This is a genomic window from Marivita sp., assembly GCF_017643905.1.
In the GTDB taxonomy this organism is placed as follows: domain Bacteria; phylum Pseudomonadota; class Alphaproteobacteria; order Rhodobacterales; family Rhodobacteraceae; genus Marivita.
Map to the genome: position 1 here is coordinate 1 of NZ_JAEPMO010000067.1, position 23995 is coordinate 23995.

At 63.7% G+C, this 23995-nt stretch carries 20 protein-coding genes and 1 pseudogene; 14 read left to right on the forward strand and 7 right to left on the reverse strand.

Annotation, left to right across the window (positions count from 1 at the left end; all coding sequences use genetic code 11):
• Positions 1-104 precede the first annotated feature (104 nt).
• From JJ869_RS11950 to JJ869_RS11965, 4 genes are all read right to left on the reverse strand, one after another.
• The gene (locus JJ869_RS11950) at positions 105-755 is read right to left on the reverse strand and encodes a hypothetical protein (protein ID WP_292267447.1); all 651 of its coding nucleotides are present in this window, start codon (positions 753-755) and stop codon (positions 105-107) included.
• Positions 704-3907 carry a DISARM system SNF2-like helicase DrmD gene (gene drmD / locus JJ869_RS11955; protein WP_292267449.1) on the reverse strand — a complete coding sequence of 1068 codons (3204 nt, stop codon included), beginning with the start codon at positions 3905-3907 and terminating at the stop codon, positions 704-706. The genes JJ869_RS11950 and drmD overlap by 52 nt, the downstream gene beginning before the upstream one ends.
• Positions 3908-4121: 214 nt before the next feature.
• Positions 4122-4805, reverse strand: coding sequence for an RES family NAD+ phosphorylase (locus JJ869_RS11960; protein ID WP_292267478.1), 684 nt, complete (start codon positions 4803-4805; stop codon positions 4122-4124).
• Between the two features lie 2 nt (positions 4806-4807).
• Positions 4808-5221, reverse strand: coding sequence for an MbcA/ParS/Xre antitoxin family protein (locus JJ869_RS11965; protein ID WP_292267450.1), 414 nt, complete (start codon positions 5219-5221; stop codon positions 4808-4810).
• A 214-nt stretch (positions 5222-5435) separates the two neighbouring features.
• On the opposite strand from JJ869_RS11965, the gene trbB reads away from it, so the two are divergent.
• From trbB to JJ869_RS12030, 13 genes and pseudogenes are all read left to right on the forward strand, one after another.
• Positions 5436-6434, forward strand: coding sequence for a P-type conjugative transfer ATPase TrbB (gene trbB / locus JJ869_RS11970; protein ID WP_292267452.1), 999 nt, complete (start codon positions 5436-5438; stop codon positions 6432-6434).
• Positions 6431-6763, forward strand: a complete 333-nt coding sequence (locus tag JJ869_RS11975) for a TrbC/VirB2 family protein (protein ID WP_292267454.1) — start codon at positions 6431-6433, stop codon at positions 6761-6763. Before trbB ends, JJ869_RS11975 begins: the two co-directional genes overlap by 4 nt.
• A 66-nt stretch (positions 6764-6829) precedes the next feature.
• Positions 6830-7122 (forward strand): annotated as a pseudogene (locus JJ869_RS11980) (VirB3 family type IV secretion system protein).
• Positions 7123-7132: 10 nt separating this feature from the next.
• Positions 7133-9628, forward strand: a complete 2496-nt coding sequence (trbE, locus tag JJ869_RS11985) for a conjugal transfer protein TrbE (RefSeq protein ID WP_292267456.1) — start codon at positions 7133-7135, stop codon at positions 9626-9628.
• Positions 9625-10413, forward strand: a complete 789-nt coding sequence (gene trbJ / locus JJ869_RS11990; protein ID WP_292267458.1) for a P-type conjugative transfer protein TrbJ — start codon at positions 9625-9627, stop codon at positions 10411-10413. The genes trbE and trbJ overlap by 4 nt, the downstream gene beginning before the upstream one ends.
• Before the next feature lie 13 nt (positions 10414-10426).
• Positions 10427-10699 carry a putative entry exclusion protein TrbK-alt gene (gene trbK-alt / locus JJ869_RS11995; RefSeq protein ID WP_292267460.1) on the forward strand — a complete coding sequence of 91 codons (273 nt, stop codon included), beginning with the start codon at positions 10427-10429 and terminating at the stop codon, positions 10697-10699.
• Between the two features lie 3 nt (positions 10700-10702).
• The gene (trbL, locus tag JJ869_RS12000) at positions 10703-12052 is read left to right on the forward strand and encodes a P-type conjugative transfer protein TrbL (protein ID WP_292267462.1); all 1350 of its coding nucleotides are present in this window, start codon (positions 10703-10705) and stop codon (positions 12050-12052) included.
• Complete coding sequence (gene trbF, locus JJ869_RS12005) at positions 12049-12738, forward strand: conjugal transfer protein TrbF (protein WP_292267463.1); 690 nt, start codon at positions 12049-12051, stop codon at positions 12736-12738. The genes trbL and trbF overlap by 4 nt, the downstream gene beginning before the upstream one ends.
• Positions 12735-13709, forward strand: coding sequence for a P-type conjugative transfer protein TrbG (gene trbG, locus JJ869_RS12010; protein WP_292267464.1), 975 nt, complete (start codon positions 12735-12737; stop codon positions 13707-13709). The genes trbF and trbG overlap by 4 nt, the downstream gene beginning before the upstream one ends.
• On the forward strand, positions 13706-14842 hold the full coding sequence (locus JJ869_RS12015) for a TrbI/VirB10 family protein (RefSeq protein ID WP_292267466.1): 1137 nt from the start codon (positions 13706-13708) through the stop codon (positions 14840-14842). Before trbG ends, JJ869_RS12015 begins: the two co-directional genes overlap by 4 nt.
• A 1-nt stretch (position 14843) precedes the next feature.
• Entirely contained in the window at positions 14844-15101 is a 258-nt protein-coding gene (locus JJ869_RS12020; RefSeq protein WP_292267468.1) for a DUF2274 domain-containing protein, read from the forward strand.
• A gap of 142 nt (positions 15102-15243) precedes the next feature.
• Positions 15244-15534: a helix-turn-helix transcriptional regulator gene (locus tag JJ869_RS12025; protein ID WP_050532543.1), complete on the forward strand. Its 291-nt coding sequence runs from the start codon at positions 15244-15246 to the stop codon at positions 15532-15534.
• A gap of 8 nt (positions 15535-15542) precedes the next feature.
• The gene (locus JJ869_RS12030) at positions 15543-16838 is read left to right on the forward strand and encodes a type II toxin-antitoxin system HipA family toxin (protein ID WP_292267471.1); all 1296 of its coding nucleotides are present in this window, start codon (positions 15543-15545) and stop codon (positions 16836-16838) included.
• A 131-nt stretch (positions 16839-16969) separates the two neighbouring features.
• Here the strand turns inward: JJ869_RS12030 and JJ869_RS12035 are convergent, their stop codons facing one another.
• Both JJ869_RS12035 and JJ869_RS12040 read right to left on the reverse strand, forming a co-directional pair.
• Positions 16970-18274: a restriction endonuclease gene (locus JJ869_RS12035; protein WP_292267473.1), complete on the reverse strand. Its 1305-nt coding sequence runs from the start codon at positions 18272-18274 to the stop codon at positions 16970-16972.
• A complete protein-coding gene (locus JJ869_RS12040) occupies positions 18271-20781 on the reverse strand; it encodes an AAA family ATPase (RefSeq protein WP_292267475.1) in 2511 nt (836 codons plus the stop codon). The genes JJ869_RS12035 and JJ869_RS12040 overlap by 4 nt, the downstream gene beginning before the upstream one ends.
• A 504-nt stretch (positions 20782-21285) precedes the next feature.
• Between JJ869_RS12040 and JJ869_RS12045 the strand changes: the two genes are divergently transcribed.
• Positions 21286-22653 carry a hypothetical protein gene (locus tag JJ869_RS12045; protein ID WP_292267476.1) on the forward strand — a complete coding sequence of 456 codons (1368 nt, stop codon included), beginning with the start codon at positions 21286-21288 and terminating at the stop codon, positions 22651-22653.
• Between the two features lie 37 nt (positions 22654-22690).
• Here JJ869_RS12045 and JJ869_RS12050 read toward each other — a convergent pair whose 3' ends face one another.
• Positions 22691-23821 (reverse strand): site-specific integrase, encoded by a 1131-nt coding sequence (locus JJ869_RS12050; protein WP_292267477.1) that lies wholly within the window; start codon positions 23819-23821, stop codon positions 22691-22693.
• Between the last annotated feature and the right edge of the window lie 174 nt (positions 23822-23995).

A 23995-nucleotide genomic window follows, 5' to 3' on the forward strand; every position in this document is an offset into this window, starting at 1 on the left:
CAATCACCCCGGAACAATTGGAGCTCTTCGACACCCTCGATATACCAAAACCCGCTTGATCCCTTCTCGGTAGTCACACAATGGCAGACCTGGCCATAACAATATCAATCACTTAGACGATTTGCTGTCGAACTTGGCAGATCATGCAGCGGCCAGCCGATCCAGCCCGCCGTTTCGCCGCGCGGAGCATAGACGAGGCGAAGCTGCGTGTCGCAGAAGAGGATACCCACTTCCACGCCGCTTTCGCGGAGCAGGCGTTCGAACCGCTGCTGCGGCGATGCCTCCCATCCGTCAAGAACGCCTCGCGCATCCGGGTCAGTGCCCGGCGCTTCGGTGCGAACCAGGAGGAGGGTTCGGTTGTCGGAACGCGGGTCGATCAGTGCCATGTTGGCACAAAGCACCGTGTCCAGTTCCGGCAGCGCAAGTGTTGCGAGATCTGGCAAAGGAGGACCATCAGGCGCACCCGCTATCCTGGCAATCGGCCAGCCGAGCACGGCTTGCAAGAAGCCGAGGCGGTCAGCCACGGCTGGTTCGTCGCGGCTACTTGCCAGGAATGCAGCAATTTCCTCGCTATCGGCACGGTTCTGCTGAACAGGGCTGATGCCCAGTTCTTCCAGAATCGGCCGGGCGAAGACCAAGCCTTCACGTTGGACATGATCCAGCCATTCAAAAGGCGCGTATTTCAGAGGCTCGGAAATAATCATCAGGGGGTCTCTGGCCAGAGATAGATCAGACCGACCGGTTCCAAACGACAAGCGATGACCTCGTAGCCTTTTCGGACCTTCTCAGGCTCGACCTCAATTTCCTGCGTCAGGCGATCCAGTTTCTTTTGCCAGTGTCTTCTGTCCGCTTCCACCTGACGCTGTTCTTCGAAGTTGAATTCCCCCTGCTCCGGGTCGCGCGCCCGTTTCTGCAGACGATTTCGTTGGTCGAGCAGAAGCTGGCGCATGCTCTTCTCTTCCTTCCTGCCCAGCTCTTGAAGTTGCCCGGTCACTTCTTCGATCAGAGGCGCCGAGCGTTGTTCGAATTCTGTTCGCAAGACTGCGATATCACCATGACGTCGTTCCAGCGCCTCGAGTGAAACGGCCTCGCTCGCCGCTCTACCGTCGCGAAGAGCATCTTCCAGTCTCGCCAGCGTCAACGCTTCAGCGTCCAGCCCTTGCCGCAAGATGCGCAGCTGACCATCTGCGCCAATGCGTCCCGTTGTCGGTATGATTTCCTCGTGCAGACGCACCCCTTTGGGACCATAAAGCGACATCCGACCGAGCAGGACAGCCCGCCGCTGGGCGCTCGGAACACCTAGGACACATGCCCTGTTCAGACGCGCCCGAAAACCTTGAGATACAAACCGCGCAACCAGGCGCCTAACCAAACGATGTTCGACGTGCAAATGGCACACCTCTGGCGCATCACGTTGATCAGGCAATATGACTGGATCAAAGGACAGCCGCTTCAGGGGCTGCGACGCTCTCCACTCATTCAACTTTTGTCCCTTGGCAGGGGGGGCGATGCGCAAATCATCAAGGATTTTTGCCCAGCCGGCACCAGAGAATAGTGGATCACTCTCCTGGATTGAGAACACCTTCGCATCGGGGACCTCGGAAACGATCGAACGAGACAACTGTCCGCCAGATTGGGACAGTGCGATTTCGATAACTTGCTGTAAATCGCTGCCCAGCACTCCGACGCGGCGGCGGGACTCTTCGAGCGTTTTTAGCAGTCTAGCGTTCTGTTCGGCGACCGCCTTCCGGCGTTTGTCGTCACTTCCGTTCAGTGCTTGGATCTCTGCTCGGTAGACCGCTGTGTCGTCATCACTCTCGAGTTCAGCCGCCAGAGCGACAGCCCGCTCACGTCTGATGCCTTCTGATGTCAGTCGTCTCATCAAGCGGTCTTCTATGACACGACCGACGGCACCCAGTTCATTGCGGATCATTTCCGTCTTCCGGACCAAAGCTGCCTGGACAATATCGGTCGGTCGCTGGGTATACCGAAAGTAGCGGCAGTACACAGTTGGTGCCGGTTGCAGTTTCCGATCAATGCGACCGTTCCTCTGTTCAAGGCGTGAAGGGTTCCAAGGTAGGTCGAAGTGGATCAGGTCATAGCAGCCCTTCTGCAGGTTGATCCCTTCCCGTGCTGCGTCTGTACAAATAAGCAACCGTAGCGGGTTCTCGGCAGGGTTGCAGTTGAACGCAAACTTTATGCGCTCGCGATCTTCCAACGACGTCATTCCTGTCAGGCTTGAAGAGTGCTCTTCGGGATCAAGGTCGTCCAGAAGCTCCATTAGCCTGTTTTCAAGCCAAAGACGGGTGTCTTGATATTCCGTGAAAATAATCAACCTGCGATCATTCCACTGACCATCCGGCGCCATGTTCCGGCGAACCCAGGACGCAATCCATCTCACCCGCGCATCGGGTTTCAAGCTCGCCTTGCGCGCTTCCTCCAACATCAATTTGACGAACGCCTTCTCGTCCTCAACAACAGGACCTGCTGCTCCATTCAGGCCGGCTTTCGTTGCAGCTATGACCAGACTTGGATCGTCGTCGGTGTCATCGATAGTCGACACGGAATAGTTCAAATCATCCTCGTTTAGCCCATCCACTTCCTTCCCTTCCGCAAAGGCTCTCGCTAGCGAGGTAAGTGTCGAGCTTTCGGCCAATGTCGGGGCTTTCATTGCCCTCAGGTGAACCTCGAGGGTCTTCTTGAAAGCCTCCGGTGAGGATAGCAGGCGCTGCTGCAATCCCGAAAATACAAGCTTTCCTTCCGCTCGTTTCTTAGGTGTCATCGCGTGAAGTCGAGCATCCCGCATTGCCCCGTAGGCCTCCAGCATTTCAGGAAGCCGCAGGTCCGAAGCATCTGCTTCCAAGCCTTCAAGTCTTATTTCTTCGACAACTCGCTCAGGAAAGTGTTCGCCAAGAGCCCGTAGATCCGATTTCAGTCTCCTTACCATGACGGGCTCAAGGTCAGAGTTTTCGACAGGAACACCACGTGTAAATCGGTGAGGATCAAGTATTTCGAGAAGCGCTGTAAAGCTGTTTGAATGGCCATTGTGCGGCGTTGCGCTGAGAAATAGACGATGCTCGAAGCCTTGCGCTATGTCGCGCACCGCGCGCGTGAATTGACTGTCGATCGCGTAGCGGCTTCCGCTCGCTGGAGCTGCATGATGTGCCTCATCCAAAATGAGCATTGAGTTTGAACGCATAGGTCCAAGGATTTCGCGAAGGCCTGACGCATAAGTCTCGTCGGCGAGGAGGCGGTGCGAGATAAGGAAACAGGAGCCAGACGCCCAGGGATTCGTGCCGAAACCGCGTCTGCGCCGGATCTGTGCTAGGTAGTTTCGGTCAAGTACAGTTGCTGCGATACCGAACTTTTGACTAAGTTCTTCGTGCCACTGCATTATCATTGATGGCGGGCAGGCAATTACCACAAAGTTTACTCTGCCGCGAAGCAGCATTTCGCGGAGCACGAGCGCAGCTTCAATCGTCTTGCCCAACCCTACATCGTCAGCAATCAGCATATTTACCCGGGGTAGGGCCAATGCCTTTTGCAAAGGAGCTAGCTGATACGGATCAAGCCGAATTCCAGCGCGAAATGGTGCTTGGAATAGGTCTTTGTCGGCGACAGAAGTTGAATTCCAGTCCACTGTTTTCAGCCATGCCGAGAAAGTTGCCGCCGTATCAGTACCTTCTGAACCTATAGCATTCCAAAGGGAGTCGGTTGCAGTATCGGCAGCAACCTCCGCGTCCCAGATTACTGTTGCCTCTTCTCCCTGTGCATCGTCTTCAATACAGGAAACCCGCAAGACGTTCAGATCGTTGGAAAGCCGTTCGGCACCTTGTGATAACCATTTCCGTCCCCGCAGCTCGACGAATTCACCAAACGCTATGTGGTCGAGGACTTGGTCACTCAATTCTCTACTCCAAAGAATTTGGCACATAGATCATGCTGTCTCCGTCTAGAGATAGCAGTTCTGCGCAGGCCATTGTTTCAAAACAAAATTGCAGCAAGTCGGTTCAGATGCAATGGGTGTGGCGCAAGTCTTGGTTGTGTTATGTCTCAAGACAATCCCTTTCCGGCTCTTTGAACGTTGGCACCGTCACCCTCGGCGTCCGATCTGCATCTTGCTACCGCACCTGCCACACCTCTCCATCATCCAGCCGCTTCACGTAATCCACGCGGTCCCCATCCCAGTGATACGCGAAATGAGCCCCTTGGGTCGGGATCGGGATCACGTCGGGCCAGAAGACGGCGATGCATCGGCCCTCGGGAAACCGCACGCTGGGCCAGGTGAGGCCGTTCGACCCGGCCGCACGACGCTCGGCACCGAAGAGTTGCGAGGGGCGGTAGTCGTCGGGATCCAGCAGGTCGGCGCGGCCCGTGGCGTCGTCGAGATCGGCATCGATCGATCCGATCAGCTCGCGGAATTGCGAGGTCCAGCCCGGCGACTCGTCCGTCGCGCGCATGAAGCGGGCGTGGTGATGGACGGTCTCGGCGATCGCCACCTCGGTGCGGTCGCCCGCGTAGTAGAGACCGAAGCTGCCATCCGAGAATCGTCCGGGCCTGAGCGGCGAGCAATGCACGAAAGGCGCCATGACCCAGCTCGCACCGGGCCCGGTCACGCGGCGGGCGACGGGCACCTTGGACAGATCGCCGATGCTCTCGCGGATGCGCGGGTTGAACTTGGCCTCGGCCGACGCGAGTGCTTCCCAATCGGCCGGATCGGCGATATCCTCGAAGAGATCGATGGGCGGATGGATCGAGCGGATGATGCGGACCGTCCGCGGCCAGGTCACGCGGCGGACAGGCACATTCACCAGGCACCCCGTTCGGCATCGAGATAGGCGCGCAGATCGATCAGGTCGGTGATCTCGCCCCGGAGCATGACGTCCAGCGCGCTCCGGCCCGCGAAAGCGGCGTTCGGCTTGCGGATCCAGGCATAGCCCCGGGCAGGGTCGGTGAAGAGATAGCGCAGCGCCTTGTGGATCCCCATCAGGATCGCCATGCGCGCGCGCAGGTCGCGGTCGATCCGGCCGATATCGCCGGCCTTCCAGCGCGCCCACGTCCGCTGCGCCATGTCGCCCAGCAATGTGCGGGCTTCGGCATCCGTCAGTTCCCAGGCCCGGAACAGGTTGACGGTGGTGCGCGCCAGCGCGGCGGCCTCCTCGTCGGTGATCACGGGAAGATCGGTGCGGGCGGTGACGGGCTGGACCGTGGCGAATTGCATGGCATTCTCCTTTGGCATCAATATAGATAATATGTGCCAAAAGGCAAGATGAGCCGTGCTGTGCCGCTTTGATCGTCTCTAACCCTATTCCCTGTCTTTGCACGCTATGGCGCTACGCCCCTTGAAGACCTGTTGAGCGCAGCCGGTTTCCGGTTTTCTTGATGGACCCGATCCAGGGCCGCCCGTCGGCGGCCACTCACGGAACGGGGACAGCATGGCAGAGGCAGCTCGGAAACCGGAAGCGATGGCCCGCGGCGCGCGGATGCTGCGCACCGCGCTCGGGCCCGCCATCGCCGGGTTTCTGGAAGACCCGATGACCGTCGAGGTCATGCTCAATCCCGACGGGCGGCTCTGGATCGACCGTCTCTCCGAAGGGCTTTCCGATACCAGCGCCACGCTGCCGCCCGCCGATGGCGAGCGGATCGTGCGGCTCGTCGCCCATCACGTCGGGGCCGAGGTGCATGCGGCGCGGCCGCGCGTCTCGGCCGAACTGCCCGAGACCGGGGAACGCTTCGAAGGGCTCTTGCCGCCCGTGGTCACCGCACCCTGTTTCGCGATCCGCAAACCCGCCGTCGCGGTCTTCACGCTCGCCGATTACGTCGCGTCCGGGATCATGACCGAGACCCAGGCGGCGCTGTTGCGCGAGGGCGTCGCCACGCGGGCCAATATCCTCGTGGCGGGCGGTACCTCCACCGGCAAGACGACGCTGACCAATGCGCTGCTGGCCGAGGTGGCCAGATCGACGGACCGCGTCGTCATCATCGAGGACACGCGGGAGCTGCAATGCACAGCACCCAACCTCGTCGCGCTGCGCACCAAGGACGGCGTCGCCTCGCTCTCCGATCTCGTCCGCTCATCGCTGCGCCTGCGCCCCGACCGCATTCCCATCGGCGAGGTGCGCGGGGCCGAGGCGCTGGACCTCTTGAAGGCCTGGGGCACTGGTCATCCGGGCGGCATCGGCACCATCCATGCGGGCTCCGCCCTCGGCACCCTGCGCCGCATGGAGCAACTCATCCAGGAGGCGGTGGTCACCGTGCCGCGCGCCCTTATCGCCGAGACCATCGATCTGATTGCCGTTCTCTCCGGGCGCGGGGCCAACCGCCACCTCGCCGAACTCGCCCGCATCGAGGGGCTTGGAGCGGACGGCGACTACCGCATCACCCCGGCGGCGCGGCCGACCGGGATGGAAACCGACACAGGAGACCCTTCATGACCCGAAACCTTCACCGGCTGCGCGCGCAGGCCGCCCATGCCGTCACCTACACCACTGTCACCCTGATGCTGGCCGGACCCGCCCGGGCGGCGGGGTCCTCCATGCCCTGGGAGGCACCGCTGCAATCGATCCTCGAGTCGATCGAGGGGCCGGTCGCCAAGATCATCGCGGTGATCATCATCATCGTCACCGGCCTGACGCTCGCCTTCGGCGACACCTCCGGGGGCTTTCGCCGCCTGATCCAGATCGTCTTCGGCATCTCCATCGCCTTCGCGGCCAGCTCCTTCTTCCTGAGCTTCTTCAGCTTCGGCGGCGGGGCGCTGATCTGATGGTGACGACCGCTTCACCGCAGGGGAACGCGGCTTTCCAGTGGAAAGCCGTGAGGGAGGAACGCCATGAGCGGTAGCGAATGGCCAGGTTTCGAGCAGTTGGCGGACGTGCCGGGCTTCACCGTGCCAGTTCACCGGGCGTTGATCGAGCCGATCCTGCTGGCAGGTGCGCCGCGGGCCTTTGCGATCCTGAACGGGACGCTGGCCGGGGCCATCGGGCTCGGGCTGCAGCTCTGGGTCGCGGGATCGTCATCGGCCTTCTGGGCCACGTCGTGGCGGTCTGGGCCGCGCGGCGCGATCCGCTCTTCGTCGAGGTCGGACGCCGGCATCTGCGGCTTCCCGGTCATCTCGAGGTCTGAGGGCGCGCCCATGATGAACCTCGCAGAATATCGCCGGAAAGGGACGCGGCTCGCGGATTACCTGCCCTGGGCGGCGCTGGTCGCCCCCGGCGTGGTGCTGAACAAGGATGGCCGCCTGCAGCGCTCGGCCCGGTTCCGCGGCCCCGATCTCGACAGCGCGGTCGCGGCGGAACTCGTCGCCGTGGCGGGCCGCATCAACAGCGCCTTTCGCCGCCTTGGGTCCGGCTGGGCGATCTTCGTCGAGGCGCAACGGGTGGCGGCGGCCGACTATCCCGACAGCTGCTTTCCCGATCCGGCCTCGGCGCTTCTCGATGCTGAGCGACGTGCGGGCTTCGCCGAGCAGGGGGCGCATTTCCAGTCGGAGTATGTCCTGACGTTCCTCTACCTGCCGCCCGCCGAGGAGGCCGCGCGGGCCGAGACCTGGCTCTACGAAGGCCGCGACAAGACCGGCATCGATGCGGGCGAGGTGCTGCGTGGCTTAATCGATCGCACCGACCGGGTGCTGGCGCTTTTCGACGGCATCATGCCCGAATGCCGCTGGATGGGTGACGGCGAGACGCTGACCTACCTGCATTCCACCATCTCGACGCAGTCGCACCGCATCCGCGTGCCGGAAACCCCGGCCTATCTCGACGCGCTCCTCGCCGATCAGCCGCTGATCGGCGGGCTCGAGCCGCGGTTGGGGACCGCCCATCTGCGGGTCCTGACCCTCTCGGGCTTCCCAACGGCCACCACGCCCGGGATCCTCGATGACCTCAACCGGTTGGCCTTTCCCTATCGCTGGGCGACCCGCGCGATCCTGATGGACAAGATGGAGGCCGCGCGGATGGTCGCGCGCATCCGACGCCAATGGTTCGCCAAGCGCAAATCCATCGCCGCGATCCTGAAGGAGGTGATGACCAACGAGCAATCGGCGCTGGTCGACACGGACGCCGCCAACAAGGCCGCCGATGCCGACATGGCGCTGCAGGAACTCGGCGCCGATATCGCGGGCGAAGCCTATGTCACGGCGACGCTCATCGTCTGGGACGCAGACCCGCGCCGCGCCGACGAGAAACTGCGCCTCGTCGAGAAGGTCGTGCAGGGCCGGGACTTCACTGCCATGGTCGAGACGGTCAACGCCGTCGATGCCTGGCTCGGATCGCTGCCGGGACAGGCCTATGCCAATGTCCGCCAGCCGCCGATCTCCACCCTGAACCTGGCCCATATGATCCCGCTCTCCGCCGTCTGGGCCGGGGAGGAGCAGGATGCGCATTTCGACGGGCCACCGCTGCGCTACGGCAAGACCGAGGGCGCGACGCCGTTCCGCCTCTCGCTCCATGTGGGCGATGTGGGCCATACGTTGGTGGTCGGCCCGACCGGGGCGGGCAAATCCGTCCTGCTCGCGCTCACGGCGCTGCAGTTTCGCCGCTACCCGGGCGCCCAGGTCTTCGCCTTCGATTTCGGGGGCTCGATCCGCGCCGCGACCCTCGCCATGGGCGGCGACTGGCATGATCTGGGCGGGGAATTGACCGAGGGGGCGGATGCGGTGGTATCGCTCCAACCGCTCGCCCGGATCGACGATCCCGCCGAGCGCAGCTGGGCCGCGGGCTGGATCGGTGCGATCCTCGCCCGCGAGGGCATCGCGATCACCCCGGAGGTGAAGGAGCATCTCTGGTCCGCCCTGACCTCGCTGGCCTCTGCTCCGTTGGGCGAACGCACAATCACCGGTCTCGCGGTCCTGCTGCAATCCACCGACCTGAAACAGGCCTTGCGCCCCTATTGCCTGGGCGGCGCCCATGGGCGGCTGCTTGATGCCGAGACGGAAGAACTGGGCGCGGCCTCGGTCCAGGCCTTCGAGATCGAGGGGCTGGTCGGCACCGCCGCGGCGCCCGCCGTCCTCTCCTATCTCTTCCACCGCATCGGCGACCGGCTCGACGGGCGGCCGACGCTTCTGATCATCGACGAGGGCTGGCTCGCGCTCGATGACGAGGGCTTCGCGGGCCAGCTCCGCGAATGGCTGAAGACGCTGCGCAAGAAGAACGCCTCGGTCATCTTCGCGACCCAGTCGCTTTCGGATATCGACGCCTCCGCCATCGCGCCCGCGATCATCGAAAGCTGCCCGACGCGGCTGCTTCTCCCCAACGAACGGGCCATCGAGCCCCAGATCACCGCGATCTACCGCCGCTTCGGCCTCAATGACCGCCAGATCAAAATCCTCGCCCGGGCCACGCCCAAACGCGACTATTATTGCCAGTCGCGGCGCGGCAACCGGCTCTTCGAGCTGGGCCTCTCCGAGGTGGGCCTCGCCCTCTGCGCCGCCTCGTCCAAGTCCGACCAAACGCTGATCTCGGACATCCTCACCGAGCACGGGCGCGAGGGCTTTCTCGCGGCCTGGCTCGAGGCCCGCGGGGTCGGCTGGGCCGCCGAGCTGATCCCCGAGCTTACCAATCTCGCGCTGGAGCCCGAGGCCCCGGACGCTCTGATCCCCCAAGCCCCCGAACCCGTAGAGGAGACCACCCCATGACCCACACCGCCCATCGCCTGTCCCGCCTCGCCAGCGCCTCTGCGTTGGCCCTCACACTCGCCGCCCCCATTGGCCTTGCGCCGATCTTCGCGACACCGGCGCAGGCCTTCTTCTTCGGTGGGGGCGGGCGCATTGTCGACGACCCGCGCAATCACGCCGAGAACATCCTCTCCGCCGCCCGGGCGCTCGAGCAGATCAACAACCAGATCACCCAGTTGCAGAACGAGGCGCAGATGCTGATGAACCAGGCCCGCGACCTTGCGAGCCTGCCGTATTCCTCGCTGCAGGCGCTGCAGCAGAATGTCGACCGGACCCGGCAGCTTCTGTCCCAGGCGCAGAACATCGCCTTCGATGTCGCCCAGATCGACCAGGTCTTCCAGCAGGACTACGCGAATATCCCCATGGCCGCGCCCGAGGCGCAGCTTCTGGCCGATGCGCGCTCCCGCTGGGAGAACACCGTCGGCGGTCTGCAGGACGCCTTGCGCGTGCAGGCGGGCGTCGTCGGCAATCTCGACGGCCAGCGCGCCGAGCTCTCGGCGCTTGTCGGTGAAAGCCAATCCGCCGTCGGTGCCCTGCAGGCCACCCAGGCGGGCAACCAGCTCTTGGCGCTGCAATCCCAGCAAATCGCCGACCTGATCGCGGTCGTGGCTGCCAATGGCCGCGCCTCAGCGCTCGTCGAGGCCGAACGGTCCGCGGCGGCCGAACAGGGCCGGGTCCAGCGCGAGCGCTTCCTCACCCCGGGCGCGGGCTACCAGCCCGGCAATGCCCGGATGTTCAACAACTGAAGGAGACGGGTCCATGGAGGGATCGGTCCTCGCCCGCATCGCCGCCATCGTCTTCGTCGCCATCGCGATCACCGCGGCGGTGGTGGAGATGGGCCGGGACGAGGCGGGGCAGGCGGTGCGTCCGGCGGCTCCTCTCCTGCCAGAGACCGATGCCCTGCGCGCCGAACAGAGGCGCTGCCAGGAACTGGGCGAGGCCGCGGCCTCCGATCCCGACTGCCTCGCCGTCTGGGCCGACACCCGCGACCGCTTCCTCGGACGGGAGCGCGACCAGACCGGAAGCGAGTGAGCCATGGGCGGCACCGGCGTCATCGACACCTTCCTCGGGGTCTTCACCTCCTATATCGATTCCGGCTTCGGGCTGCTGGGCGGCGAAGTCGCCTTCATCGCCAGCACGCTCATCGTGATCGACGTGACGCTGGCGGCCCTCTTCTGGGCCTGGGGCGCCGATGACGACATCATCGCCCGCCTCGCGAAAAAGACCCTCTTCGTCGGCGTCTTCGCCTGGCTCATCTCCAACTGGAACAGCCTCGCCGCCATCGTCTTCGACAGTTTCGCGGGGATGGGGCTTCTGGCCTCCGGCACCGGGTTTTCGCCCGCCGATCTCCTGCGCCCCGGACGGGTGGCGCAGACCGGTCTCGATGCCGGGCGTCCGCTTCTGGAATCCACCGCCGATCTCATGGGCTTCGTCGCCTTCTTCGAGAACTTCATCCAGATCGCCTGCCTGCTCTTCGCCTGGGCGCTGGTGCTCCTGGCCTTCTTCCTGCTCGCCGTGCAGCTCTTCGTGACGCTGATCGAGTTCAAGCTGACGACGCTCGCGGGCTTCGTGCTGATCCCCTTCGGCCTGTTCGGCAAGACCGCCTTCATGGCCGAGCGGGTGCTGGGTAATGTCGTCTCCTCCGGCATCAAGGTGCTGGTGCTGGCGGTGATCATCGGGATCGGTTCGACGCTTTTCGGCCAGTTTACCGCCGGGTTCGGGGGCGTGACGCCCACCATCGACGAGGCCATGGCGATCGTGCTGGCCGCGCTCTCGCTCCTCGGTCTCGGCATCTTCGGCCCGGGCATCGCAACCGGCCTCGTCTCCGGCGGGCCGCAATTGGGCGCGCGGGCCGCCGTCGGCACCGGTCTCGCCGTCGGTGGGGCTGCCGTCGCGGCGGGCGGCGGGGCCTTGATCGGTGCCCGAGGCGCCGGGGCACTGGCCTCGGGCGGGGCCGCCGCCACGCGCGGGGCCGCTGCCGCCACCGGGGCCGCGTCCACCGCCTACAGTCTCGGATCGATGGGCCAGACCGGGGCCGCCGGGGTCGCCTCCGGTCTCGGAGGTGTGGCAAGGGCCGCTGGGTCCGCCGCTGCATCGCCCCTGCGCCGCGCCGCCGCCTCGGCCTCCGAAGCGGTCAAGGCAAGCCACGCCGACGGCGCCCGCGCGGGCTTTGCCGCCACCGGCGGCGCCTCGTCGCTCGGCAGCGTCACAGGTGCATCGCCCGCCATGTCCGCTCAAGCAGGCAGCCCACCCGCCTGGGCGCGTTCCATGCGCCGCAGCCAGGCCATGAGCCATGGCGTCTCCGCCGCCCCCCACGCGCTGCGCGCCGGGGACAGCCCTGGCTCAGGCACCTCCGTTTCCCTCTCCGAAAGTGACCGCCCATGAGCCTCTTCAAACGCGCCGCCGCGCATTACGGCAAGACCCCGGACCCCGAGACCCCCTACCAGAAGGCCGCGCAGGTCTGGGACGAGCGCATCGGCTCAGCCCGAGTGCAGGCGAAGAACTGGCGCCTCATGGCCTTCGGCTGCCTGGTCCTCGCGGGCGGCTTCGCCACGGCGCTGTTCTGGCAATCGGCGCGCGGCACCGTCGTGCCTTACGTCGTCGAGATCGACCGGCATGGCGATGCGCGCGCCGTCGAGGCCGCCAGTGCCGGGTATCGCCCGAGCGATCCGCAGATCGCCTGGCATCTCGCCCGGTTCATCGAGGAGGTCCGGGGCCTGCCCGCCGATCCCATCGTGGTCCGGCAGAACTGGCTTCGCGCCTATGAGTTCACCACCGACCGCGGCGCACTGGCGCTGAACGACCATGCCCGGGCCAACGATCCCTTCACACGGGTGGGCGAGGACCAGGTCTCGGTCGAGGTCTCGAGCGTGATCCGCGCCTCGCCCGACAGTTTCCGGGTGGCCTGGTCCGAGCGGCACTATGAGAACGGCCAGCTTGCCCGCACCGAACGCTGGACCGCGATCCTGACCATCTTGATCGACCCGCCGCGCACGGCCGAGCGCCTGCGCGCCAACCCCCTCGGAATCTATGTGAACGCGATCAACTGGTCGCGGGAGATGAGCCAATGACCCGACCGATCCTGCCCACTGTGCTCCTCGCCACCACGCTTCTGGCCGGCTGCGCCCGCGACCGCCCGCCCGAATTCGCCTATGACGATGCGGTTCCGCCCTTGCCGGCGCCACCCGCGGCGGCGCCCGACGACCGGCCGCGCCCGCTCCATGTCCCGCCCGCCTGGACCCCGAGCCGGGGCGGCGAGGCCGCCGCCACACCCGTCGCCCAGGTCGGTAATGCCAATGCCGCCGCCCGCGTCGAGCCGCGGCAGGCGGGGTATTTCAACGCGATCCAGATCTACTCGTGGTCCGAAGGCGCACTCTATCAGGTCTACGCCGCCCCCGGCCAGATCACGACCATCGCCCTCGAACCCGGCGAACGTCTCGCCGGCACCGGCCCGATCGCAGCGGGCGACACGGCGCGCTGGATCATCGGCGACACCGAAAGCGGCGCGGGGCGCGATACTCGCGTCCTCGTCCTCGTGAAACCGACCCGGCCCGACATCAGCACCAACCTCGTGATCTCGACCGACCGGCGGACCTACCTGATCGAGCTCAACGCCAGCGAAGAGACCTGGATGCCGGCCATCTCCTGGGCCTATCCGCGTGCGCCCGACGCCCCACGCGTCGCGCCGGCCGCGCCGCGTATCCCGCCCGCGCATGCCCGCAACCACCGCTATGGCCTGCAGGGCGACAGCCCGCCCTGGCGGCCGGTCTCGGTCTTCGATGACGGGCGCCGGGTCTATGTCGTCTTCCCGCGCGGCATCGCGCAGGGCGAGATGCCGCCGCTCTTTGTGCTGGGCGCCGATGGCGAGCCGGAGATCGTCAACTCCCGCATCCACGGCAATGTGCTGATCGTCGACCGGCTTTTCGGCGCGGCCGAGCTGCGACCGGGACGCGGTCCCCGACAGGAGGTGGTCCGTATCCTGCGGATCGAGCCCCAAACCGAGGCGACCGTGGTGCGGCAGGATGCGGAGCGGGGGACATGAGCGAGACATCGATCGACACCGCCGCCGCCATGCGCCTGCGCGCCGATCCGCCGCGCGTCACGCGGATTTCCCGAAAGGTGATCGTCGGGCTGGGTGTCGTCGCGGGCCTCGGTATCGGTGCGGCGTTGATCTATGGCTTGCAACGTCCGGACCGGACGGCCGCTCCGGAAGAGCTGATCACGACAGACCGCCGCCAGCCCGCCGATGGCCTCCGCGATCTGCCCGGCAGCTATGACGCGGTCCCTCGGCTCGGGCCGCCCCTGCCGGGCGACCTCGGCGGCGGTATCCTCGACGCGCAGCAACGGGGCCAGCCCATCGCGGCTCCAGGTCTCGCGCCCCCGACCATGGACCCGGCGGAGCAGCAGCGGCTCGCGGAGCTGGAGGCCGCCCGTGTCAGCGACCTGTTCTTCCAGACGCGGCCCGGGGCGCCCGCGTCCACCGGGTTCCAGATGCCGCCTGCGGCACCGGGGAGCGGTCTGGCCGCTACCCCGGACACCGATCCACGTCAGGCCTTTCTCACCGCGCCGATCGACTGCCGAACGGTCGCGCCCGACCTTGTGCAGCCGCCAGCGTCTCCGTACCTCCTGCAGGCCGGCTCTGTCATCCCGGCCGCGCTGATCACCGGCATTCGCTCCGACCTGCCGGGCCAGATCACCGCGCAGGTCACCCAGAACGTCTATGACAGCCCCACGGGAAGCCTGCTCCTGATCCCGCAAGGCACCCGTCTGATCGGCGCCTATGACGACAGCGTCACCGTGGGCCAGCGCCGCGTTCTCCTGGTCTGGACCCGGCTGATTTTCCCCGATGGACGATCTCTTGTTCTCGAACGCCAGCCCGGAGCGGATTCCGCGGGCTATGCCGGTCTGGAGGACCGCGTCGACAATCACTGGGGCAGCATCCTGCGCGCCGCGGGCCTCTCGACCTTGCTCGCCGTCGGCGCGGGACTCTCCCTCGACGAGGAAGACCGCTTGGCCCGTGCCCTCCGCGACGGGGCCCTCGACACGATCAACGAGGCCGGGCAGCGCATCGTTCAACGCCAGCTGGAGGTTCCGCCAACCCTCACCATTCGCCCGGGCTTCCCCGTCCGTGTGATCGTCACGCGCGATCTCGTCTTCGCGCCATCCGGAGGCTGACATGACCAGGCTGAAACTCGGACCGATCCCGGACGACAAGCCTGTGAAACTGACCGTGGAACTGCCCGCAGAGCTGCATCGCGACCTGATCGCCTATGGGGAAATCCTCGGCCAAGATGCGGGGCAGGGGCCGATTGAGCCCAAGAAGCTGGTGGTCCCCATGCTCGAGCGCTTCATCGCAACGGATCGCGGATTTGCGAAGGCGCGGCGTGCACCGCGCGGGACGACAAAGGCGCCGTTGCGCCGTGGGGAGGCCTGACTGGCACCATCCTTCTTATTGAATACGGTAACAGCCCGTCTGGTTTTGGCAAGACTGACGCCATTTTACCGATAAGGATAAGATGGCTTGAAATCCCGGACATCCACCGGTATACTTACCGAAAAGGGTAAGCCATATCGCGATGACCATGGAGATCGAACCGAACCTGCTCGCCGATGTCGGGCGACGCCTCCGGGCGCTGCGTGCGGATCAGGAGCTCACGCTCGAACAGCTTGCCCGCCTGACCGGGATCAGCGCGCCCGCGTTGTCGCTGATCGAGACGGGCAAGCGCGATGCCCGGCTGACGACGCTGGCGAAAATCGCGGCGGCGCTTCGGGTGCCGATCAGGACCTTGCTGGAAGATCCTGCAGATGCCGCCAGCACCGGTGGCGACCTCCCCGCGGAAGGCTACGATCTCGGGGACTACCTGTGACGCGATCCGTGCCGGTCTGGTTCGATGCGCTGCACGTGGCCGATGTCGAGGTCGCCTCAGATGGCGCGCTCTCGCTGCGCTACGCGGACCGCTGGCGCCAGACGAGGGGCGCGTTTCCGCTGTCGGTCACGATGCCTCTGCGCGCGGCCCCGTACACGTCTGAAATCATCTCCCCCTGGCTCGCGAACCTCTTGCCGGAAGAGGAACAACTCCGCAGCCTCACTCGCTCCCTTGGCCTCGATCAGGCGGATGCGCTGGCCATGCTCGAACGGATCGGCGGCGATACGGCCGGCGCGCTTTCTGTCGGACTGGCCTCCGACCGCAGCCGGTGGGGCTACCGCCCGCTCACCGATCTCTACGGCATCGACACCCCCGCGGCGGCGCTTGATCGCCATTTCGAGGATCTCGGCAGCCGACCGTTTCTGGTCGGGGAGGAGGGCGTGCGACAATCGCTGGCCGGCGGCCAGAAAAAATCCGCGCTGGCGGTGCTCGATCCCGATGGCAGGCCGGTGCTGCGCCTGCCCGAACCGGGCGATGTCCTGGCCGTCCCCCTGCACGGCGCGCCCTCCACCCTGATCGTGAAGCCGGACAACCCCAACCTGCCCGGCATCACCGAGAACGAGGTCTGGTGCCTTCGGATGGCCGCGGCCCTGGGGCTGGAGGCCGCGCAGGCGACCATCCTGCAAGCCGAGGGTCGCAGCGCGATCGCTGTCCTGCGCTATGATCGAAGGCTCGGTCGCCAGGGCCAGATGGTGCGCCTCCACCAGGAGGATTTTGCGCAGGCCAACGGCCTGCCCCCGGGCCGGAAGTACGAGCGCGGCACGCTGCCCGGGCTCGATCTGAGAACCCTTCTGGAGACCGGGCGGCATGTCAGCGCGCGCGATGCGCTGGCCTTGCTCGATCAGGTCATCTTCAACATCCTCGTCGCGAACACCGACGCGCATGCAAAGAACTATTCGCTGATCCTGCCGCTTGCCGAGGTGCCCCGTCTCGCGCCCCTCTACGATGTCTCCTCGGTGCTGGCCTGGCCCCATGTGGTACAGGCCTTCGCCCAGAACATCGCGGGCAAGAAGCGTACGGCCGATAGCATCGCGGGCCGTCATTGGGAGGCGATTGCCAACGAGGTCGGCTATCGCCCGACCGATGTCCGGAACCGTGTGCAGGAGCTTGTCGATCGTCTGGTGGCCAACCGCGTAGATGTCACCGAAGAGGTCGCAGCCTTGCCGGGTGCAACGGCCGGATATGTTGCGCAGACAGCGGAGCTTATCGAGGCTAATGCGCTCCGGATCGCCGGCCGCCTATAGGGCGCGGGCTCACCATTGACGATATGGTCTTCTGACGGACCGGTGTCTTACGAGCTGCGCTCTTGTTTTGCTCGGGACGGACGGGTCACACCAGACGTCGCTGCCGCGCGTTTATCTTGCCTTAGAAGCGCTCAGGCTGCGACCGCTGCAGGCAAAGTCTGCGCCAACAGGCGTTTCAGGGCTTCGATATGCGCATGTGCAGGGCCGGTGACATCCAGAGTCGCAACCTGGAGGGTCTCTTCCGCGCCGTCGCTGCCGATTGCGTAGCGGGTCGAAATCGGCTCAGGCGGCAGATCACCATGGTGTGGATAGAGCAGCATGACCTCCGGGCAGCGGTAGAGCTGGCTATAGGCCATCAATTGATACACGTCGGCCTGGCTGACACCCTGCTTCGGGTCGTCGATGCGCGGTGCCATCCGTTTCCATTTGGTGTCGATGACGAGGACGGTTCGATCCCCCTGCCGGATGATGAGGTCCGGCTTGGTTCGAAACCGGCCCGTACCCGCTTCGAACAGGCAGTCACGGTGGCCGCCTTGCGCTGCGACACGGTAGCCGCTTCCGGCCAGAGCACGGGTGACCAGTCTGGCGACATATTGCTCGAACAAGGCATTCATCTCGAACAAGAGCGCATGACCATCCACAGCTCCGGCGCTGGTCTGCTGATGCCGGTCCCCAAGCAAGAGCCGCGCGAAAGAAAGAAGCTCGCGCCACCGCTGATTGGTCCGATCCAGTATGATCTGGTCCCATCGCAGCTTGGGGACGGGAACCTCTGTCACGTCCGCATAGGCAAAGCCCAGCTCGCTCAGGATACGCTGATTGTCGGGGGCCTGAGCCACACGCTGCAAACGGCTCACGGCGGCGCGCATCACCTGATTGAGCGGTATATCACAAGACAGGTCATCGTATCGACAGGCCAGCCTCTGCGGCGCCACCGCATGGCGAGCAAATTGCCGGGTGACGTCGAGCCTGCCACGCAGGGCAGCGAGGTCGTCTGCGTGATCCACATACCGGCGCGGCAGTCCCATGCGCACAGCTTCCATCAGGCGCGCGCAAAACAGCCGGATCAATAATTCCAGAATGGTGTCCTTCTGCCATCCCAGCTGGGCCAGCGAGCCCGCATCGATGCGCAGATCGTGAACCACCGCCAGCATGTGGATGAGACGGCTGCGAAGGGCTTCGTCTGATTCGTCATGTTCTCCAAGGCCCTCGATCTTCGGGAGAATCTCCAACTGACAGCCCGGCGCGGCAATCACGCCGACCACGCCGCGCGCCCGCAACCCTTTGCGGCCGTGTTCGAGCACGCCTTCGCCGCCACGCCCCGCGAAACTCGAGCGCGCCGCAACTGCGGCAATTCGATCAGCCTCGGCGGGCGGGATGGACGTATCGTCATCGCCGTAGCCGATGCGCTGCCATTCGCGGAGCGTTCGACGGATCATGAACCGAGCAGCCGCGCATAATCGAAGCTGTCTTCGCGAACGTCCCACCGGAAGCGCGGCATCGCCTCGCCATTGTCGAGCCCCGGCGGCGCCTTCAGGACGGACCTTTTCAGAAAGCCCCCCTTGATCGGCCCGTCATGGGGCTCCAGATCGCCCAGCACCGCGGCGATCTTGCCCCAGTCTTCGAAGAAGTACTCGGCGAGCAGAGGGATCACCTTGTGCCGCATGACCTCGTCCACATCCGCTCGAGTGTCGCAGCCGGTGAAATAGGCATGACCGATCTGGTGGTCACGGTCATAGAGGTATTCGATCCGTTCGTTGATGATCGTCAGTAGGGTCGGCAGATCGATCCCCGTGCGAGCCGCAGCCTCCTTCAGAACGTCCGGATCGGGCATGATTTCGCGGAATGTGAACCGCCGCCGCAGCGCCGCATCGAGCAGGGCGATGGAGCGGTCTGCCGTGTTCATCGTCCCGACAATATGCAAGTTCGACGGAACACCGAACTCGTCCCCGGAATACGGAAGGCGCACCTTCAGTTGGTTCGGTTGGCCGAGCCGTTTGTCCGGTTCCAAGAGAGTGATCAATTCGCCGAACACCTTGGAAATATTGGCGCGGTTGATCGCGTCGATGATCAGAACGAAAGGTTCGGGTTCGGATGGCCCCTCGTTCTGCTGGCTGTTCATGTAGCGCTCAAGGGCCGGCACGTTGAGCGAGGACTTGTCGATTTCATAGATCGTTCGCTGAACGAGGCCTACTTTGGCAATATCGCTCGCTTCTATGCCATCCCGATCAACCCATAGCCAATTCACGGCGCGGCGATGGGCATAGTCCCCAGCACGCCCCTCTATCGGACTAAACTCGTAGTCTCCTTCGACGATGCCGATTGCGCGGACAAGCAGATTTCCCTTGGTCACGATTAGTACGTCGCCGACTTTCAGGCTGTTCCGAAAAAGATTGGTCATCATTGAGGCCGGCTGAGAAACAAAGGCCTCCGGGTCTTCCTTACGCCGGGCCTCCGCAGCCGCGTGGATTGCCTCTCGGGTGGCAAAGCGGGGATCGGAGAGATCAAACTCGTAGAACCCAAAGATCGCGCAGTTCTTCTCAATAGCTTCCTCAAAAAGAGGCGCGTCTTCGGGCAGATACTTTGCGCCTATCGACATTTTGAAAACACGTCGACCTTCGAGCGAAAGCTTTGTTTCAGCACTGACCGTTCCTCGGCTCACCTCCGCACGCCGAGCGATGCGGCGGAAAATGCCCGGCACGGTTTCCAGCCGGAAGCCACCCGAAGATGTGTCCTCGCCATCGTCCGCGCCTGTCATCGGCTGTCGTCCCTCGACGAACTCTTCATAAGCCATCGACTGATGAAACGTGACGAACTCGATCCGTCCCGCGGCGAGCAGTCCCTGATAGGCTGCCATCAGCTCGTCGCGATCTTCTGGCACAGGCTCCCCACACAATTTGACGGCCTCAGCCGCTGTGCTGAACGTCTTCCCTGTGCCTGGCGGACCATAGAGAATAAGATTGGTAGCTGTGGGACGCTCATCCTGTTGGGCAATGGCCATAGTATTCTCTACCTGATTTGTCGGTTTTTGAACGCTGCCATTGGCAGGCACACCAATTTTCTTCGCTATGTCGGGATCAAGTTGGTATCGAACGAGCTTTTCTCCACCGTAGGTCAAATAGTTGACCGTGCCGCCGGCGATGGCTTTGACTCTGGAAGCAAGTCCGTCCACGAGCATTGCCCGCGCGACGTCTACCATGTCTTCAGTTTCGATCGCTTCGTCCGCTTTGTTGCCCGCACCCTTGCGCTTAATCCGATAGGCTGAAACTCCGTTGGACCGATTGAAATTCTTCACTGGTTGGTACGGGTTTCCCGCAGGATCAAATAGCGTGAATGGTCGTTCGTTCTGTGACGCCGCCGACTCGTCCAGCCCAAAGCGAAACACCGTGGCCGAGCTTTGATCAGCCCCGATCCGTTCCGGAGCGCTGACCTGTGCGAGGTCTTGGAAAATCTTGCCCGCCAAAGCCTGACAAATGTTCGGCCAGGCTTCATTCAGATTGAGTGCCGTATTCACGTCCCGGACAAGCACGTCGACATGGGATACACCTTCTTCACGGGCCGGTTCGATATACTGTTCCAACACGTGCTGGCGAATGCGATCTGCATCCTTTGCGGTGCCAGGCGGCTCGCCCGCAATAAATCGCCCGTACTGCGCCAACCAACTGCTCCAATTCGACAGCCGATTGTGCGGCTTTTCGGAGTCCGGCATCAGGATTCGATAGTCTTCACCTCCGGAACGCGCGTCGTTACGCATTGCTTTGAGACGTTCCCTGAGCCCCGAAAACTGATCGACTTCCCAGGCCTCATCGAGATTCTGATAGGGCATACCAAGCGCTGCAAGGTTGCGCTCTATTGTACGAACTGCATAGGTCCGCGAGTTTCGCCCTGCTTCGGTTTGCGCGCCGCCTTGTTCCAGCCCCGCCTTGAATTCGTTCTCATCCTTCAAATTAGGGCCCTTCACCATTTATCTGTGTGCAGCATCCTACGGGGCTGTGCTGGTCGGCAAAATTCCCAACATCCAGGGGCTGAAGTAAGCGTTCGAAGCCCTCAGTCATGACCTTGCCACCTCTCCGCGATCCGCAAGGCTACGGGCTATGGCAACGGCCAAGCCAGGTAAGCTTGCACTGCGGCGGGCAAGATCCTTCCTGATCTCATCTCGCAAGGCACGTCGCAGGTCTGCGGCCTTGGTGCGGCGCGAGAGTGCCTGATCGACCGCAGCCCGGCCGCCAAGATCAGGGAAGTCTCGGGTAGTGCACACCCATTTGCCACGACCCTGTGCGCAGATGCGCTTCATGATTTTGTCTGCGATCGTGATCATTTGGTTTCGCGTCTTGAGCTTCAGATATCGGAATTATAGACGGTATTTCAGATAGATGTAACCTGAGTTGGCGGAGCCACATAGGGCTGATTGGCGAACGTCCCTTTGGGTCGATATTACGAGAACAAAGAGTTGCCCGACGACACCAACACCCACGTCTCCCGCTCCAGACAAGTCACGAGAGAAGTACTTTACGAAAAGGTCTGGTCGACACCGATCAGCCACCTGGCGGCCGAGTATGGTGTCTCTGGTTCCTATCTCGCGCGGGTCTGCGCAGCTCTAGCCGTGCCCCGGCCTCCCGCTGGCTACTGGCAAAAGTTGGCGGTCGGAAAGGCCTCTCCACGACCTCCGCTCCCCGCTGCAAAGCCGGGAGATCAGCTTGTCTGGTCGGGGGACACGCCGCTTGCGCGTCCCGTGGTGCCCGCCGCCAGATCCTCGGTGTCGTCACCTAGTCGTGGCAGGCAACGCAAGGATGCCCGGCACCCAATCCTTCGCGGCGTCGAGCCGCACTACCGCAAGACGCGCAAGATCGACGAGTACGAGTTTCTCCGTCCCTACAAGCTCCTTCTGCCGGACATCTTGACGTCCGAGGCGCAGCTGCCACGCGCATTGGATCTCGCGAATGCGCTCTACGATGCGTTCGAGCGAAAAGGCTATCGCGTCACCTTCGCCCCGCCTGATCAACCATTGTTTCGGGCGCAGATCGAAGAGCGGGAGGTTCCTGAGAAGGATCGCAAATACGGACGCTACTCCTGCGGACGGATTTGGGCACCGCACCGCCCGACCGTCGCCTATATCGGCGAAGTTCCCATCGGTCTTGCGCTCGTCGAAATGTCCGAGCGGGTCACGCTCAGATACTTTAAGGGCAAGTATGTGCGGGACGACAGTGCGGTCGTGAAGGCCGCCAGACCACATCAGCTAGTCCACTCCTGGACGACCGAGAGCGATGTTCCGTCCGGGCGCTTCCGGCTTGTCGCCTACGCGCCGCGCCGGGACTTAGAGTGGTCGGCGATATGGCAAGAGACGCCAAAGCGAAACTTGTCGTCCATGTTCCCGAGGATCGTGAAGGAGTTGGAAGCCGTCGTGCCGGACCTCAAGTTCAAAACCGCAGAAGCCGAGGCGGCGGCCATCCGCAAGCAACGCGAATGGGCAGAACAGCAGGAACGCTGGAAGCGCGAAGAGGATCGACGCAACGCGGACAAGGCCCTTGCCCAAAGCCGCGAACAACTTTCCGAAGTGATCCAGAAGTGGTCCGCCGCGATGTCGATCGAAAGCTTTTTTCGCGAGGCGGAGGAGCGTCTTGCTGGCGTCGATCCCGACAGGCGCAAGGCCTTGTCCTCTCGGCTTGATCTGGCGCGGTCCATGATCGGAACGCTCGATCCGCTGGAGTTTCTGGAACAGTGGGTTGCGCCGGATGAGCGTTACACGCGTCTCTACAAAGACGATCAAGGTGATTTAATATCAGATACTTGTCGGGCGTTTCTCATGTGTCATCTCTAGGGGTCCGAACCCGTTTGCTTGGAAGCCTAGCGGCATCTTATCGCCGCGCTGAACTTCTCTTGCGCTGCCTTGGATTCCGCGTCGTGACTTCCGCGATCCAGCTCCAGTCCTCGAACTTGTCGCCGGTTTGGCGCAGGTGGGTGTAGCGCTTGAGCGACGTCCAGGATCGGTGGCCGGAAACAGCCGCCGCGTGTGGAACGTTGTAGCCGATCTCGAACAGCCGCGAGACGCCTTCGTGCCTGAGGTCGTGGAAGCGCAGATCCTCGATCCCCAGGAATTGCGTTGCCCGAGTGAACGCAGCACTGATTGCATCGGTGGAGTAGGGGAAGATCTGGCTCGCGTGTTTGGGCATCGCCTCGATGATTGCCAGCGCTGGATCGGGCAGGTCGCACCAGACGTCGTTGCCCATCTTCTCGCCGGGGTTCTTCATGTCGCGCACAAGGATCCGTTTGCCCTCCTTGTCCAGGTCCGCCCACTTGATCCGGGTGATCTCCTCCTGCCGCCGGGTCGAGAAGATCGCAAAGGCGATGACGCGATGCATCGGGACGGAGGAGGGGCGGCGGATCGTGCGATCGAGGAAATGCGCCATCAACTGCTCGAGTTCGTCCAGCGTCGGCCGCCGGTCGCGGTGGCGGCTCTTCTGGGTCAGGCCCAGCTTCTTGGCGACAATCATCGCATTGCGCATCGCGCGCTCGTCCAGCGGATAGTTCCAGGCCGGGCCGGCGACAGTGAAGACCGCGCTGAGATGGGAAAGGTAGTTCGACACGGTCTGCGGCGAGACACCGGTATTCAGCTTTTCCTTGGCGAAGCTTACAATGTCGGCGCTGTCGATCTGGGCACAGAGTTTGTTCGCGATGTCGAACTCCTTGATGCTTTTCAGCACCTGCGCCTTGGTCCGACCGATTGCCTTCGCGCTGTCTTCCACGTATTTGTCGATGGCGTCGCCGAGGGTCACTTCGCGGCGGCGTATCTCCCCGATGGGCAGGTTTTCGAGGGCGCCGGGCTTGGCGAGCTCCTTCTCGCGCTTCTCGATCCAGGCCGCGGCGGTCGAGCGCAACTCGAAGGTGCGGTTCTCGCGCCAGACGGTTTTCCCAGCCCGCCGAACAGCGATCTGGGCAAGCCAAGCGGCAGAGCCGTCTTTGCGCTTTCGCTTGATAATGGTACCCATGGGGTTACAACATTTGGCCCAAGTTACAACATTTGGGCATCTCTAAAAATTGCCCCGACCTTGGCGCTGCTGTATGATTGAGGCGATGGACCGGCACAGGGGATGCAGCCATGGCGCAGATGAGTTTCTTTGATCTTTCTGACCGCTACGCGAGTCTGGACGCGAAGAATGACC

Bases quoted from the DNA above. Each gene is read 5' to 3' on its own strand.
- trbF (WP_292267463.1), top strand. From the start codon at position 12,049: ATGAGCCTCTTCAAACGCGCCGCCGCGCATTACGGCAAGACCCCGGAC.
- JJ869_RS12050 (WP_292267477.1), bottom strand. From the start codon at position 23,821: ATGGGTACCATTATCAAGCGAAAGCGCAAAGACGGCTCTGCCGCTTGG.
- JJ869_RS11965 (WP_292267450.1), bottom strand. From the start codon at position 5,221: ATGCAATTCGCCACGGTCCAGCCCGTCACCGCCCGCACCGATCTTCCC.
- trbG (WP_292267464.1), top strand. From the start codon at position 12,735: ATGACCCGACCGATCCTGCCCACTGTGCTCCTCGCCACCACGCTTCTG.
- JJ869_RS12015 (WP_292267466.1), top strand. From the start codon at position 13,706: ATGAGCGAGACATCGATCGACACCGCCGCCGCCATGCGCCTGCGCGCC.
- trbL (WP_292267462.1), top strand. From the start codon at position 10,703: ATGGGCGGCACCGGCGTCATCGACACCTTCCTCGGGGTCTTCACCTCC.
- JJ869_RS12035 (WP_292267473.1), bottom strand. From the start codon at position 18,274: ATGATCCGTCGAACGCTCCGCGAATGGCAGCGCATCGGCTACGGCGAT.
- trbB (WP_292267452.1), top strand. From the start codon at position 5,436: ATGGCAGAGGCAGCTCGGAAACCGGAAGCGATGGCCCGCGGCGCGCGG.
- JJ869_RS12025 (WP_050532543.1), top strand. From the start codon at position 15,244: ATGACCATGGAGATCGAACCGAACCTGCTCGCCGATGTCGGGCGACGC.
- JJ869_RS12020 (WP_292267468.1), top strand. From the start codon at position 14,844: ATGACCAGGCTGAAACTCGGACCGATCCCGGACGACAAGCCTGTGAAA.
- trbK-alt (WP_292267460.1), top strand. From the start codon at position 10,427: ATGGAGGGATCGGTCCTCGCCCGCATCGCCGCCATCGTCTTCGTCGCC.
- JJ869_RS11975 (WP_292267454.1), top strand. From the start codon at position 6,431: ATGACCCGAAACCTTCACCGGCTGCGCGCGCAGGCCGCCCATGCCGTC.
- trbE (WP_292267456.1), top strand. From the start codon at position 7,133: ATGATGAACCTCGCAGAATATCGCCGGAAAGGGACGCGGCTCGCGGAT.
- trbJ (WP_292267458.1), top strand. From the start codon at position 9,625: ATGACCCACACCGCCCATCGCCTGTCCCGCCTCGCCAGCGCCTCTGCG.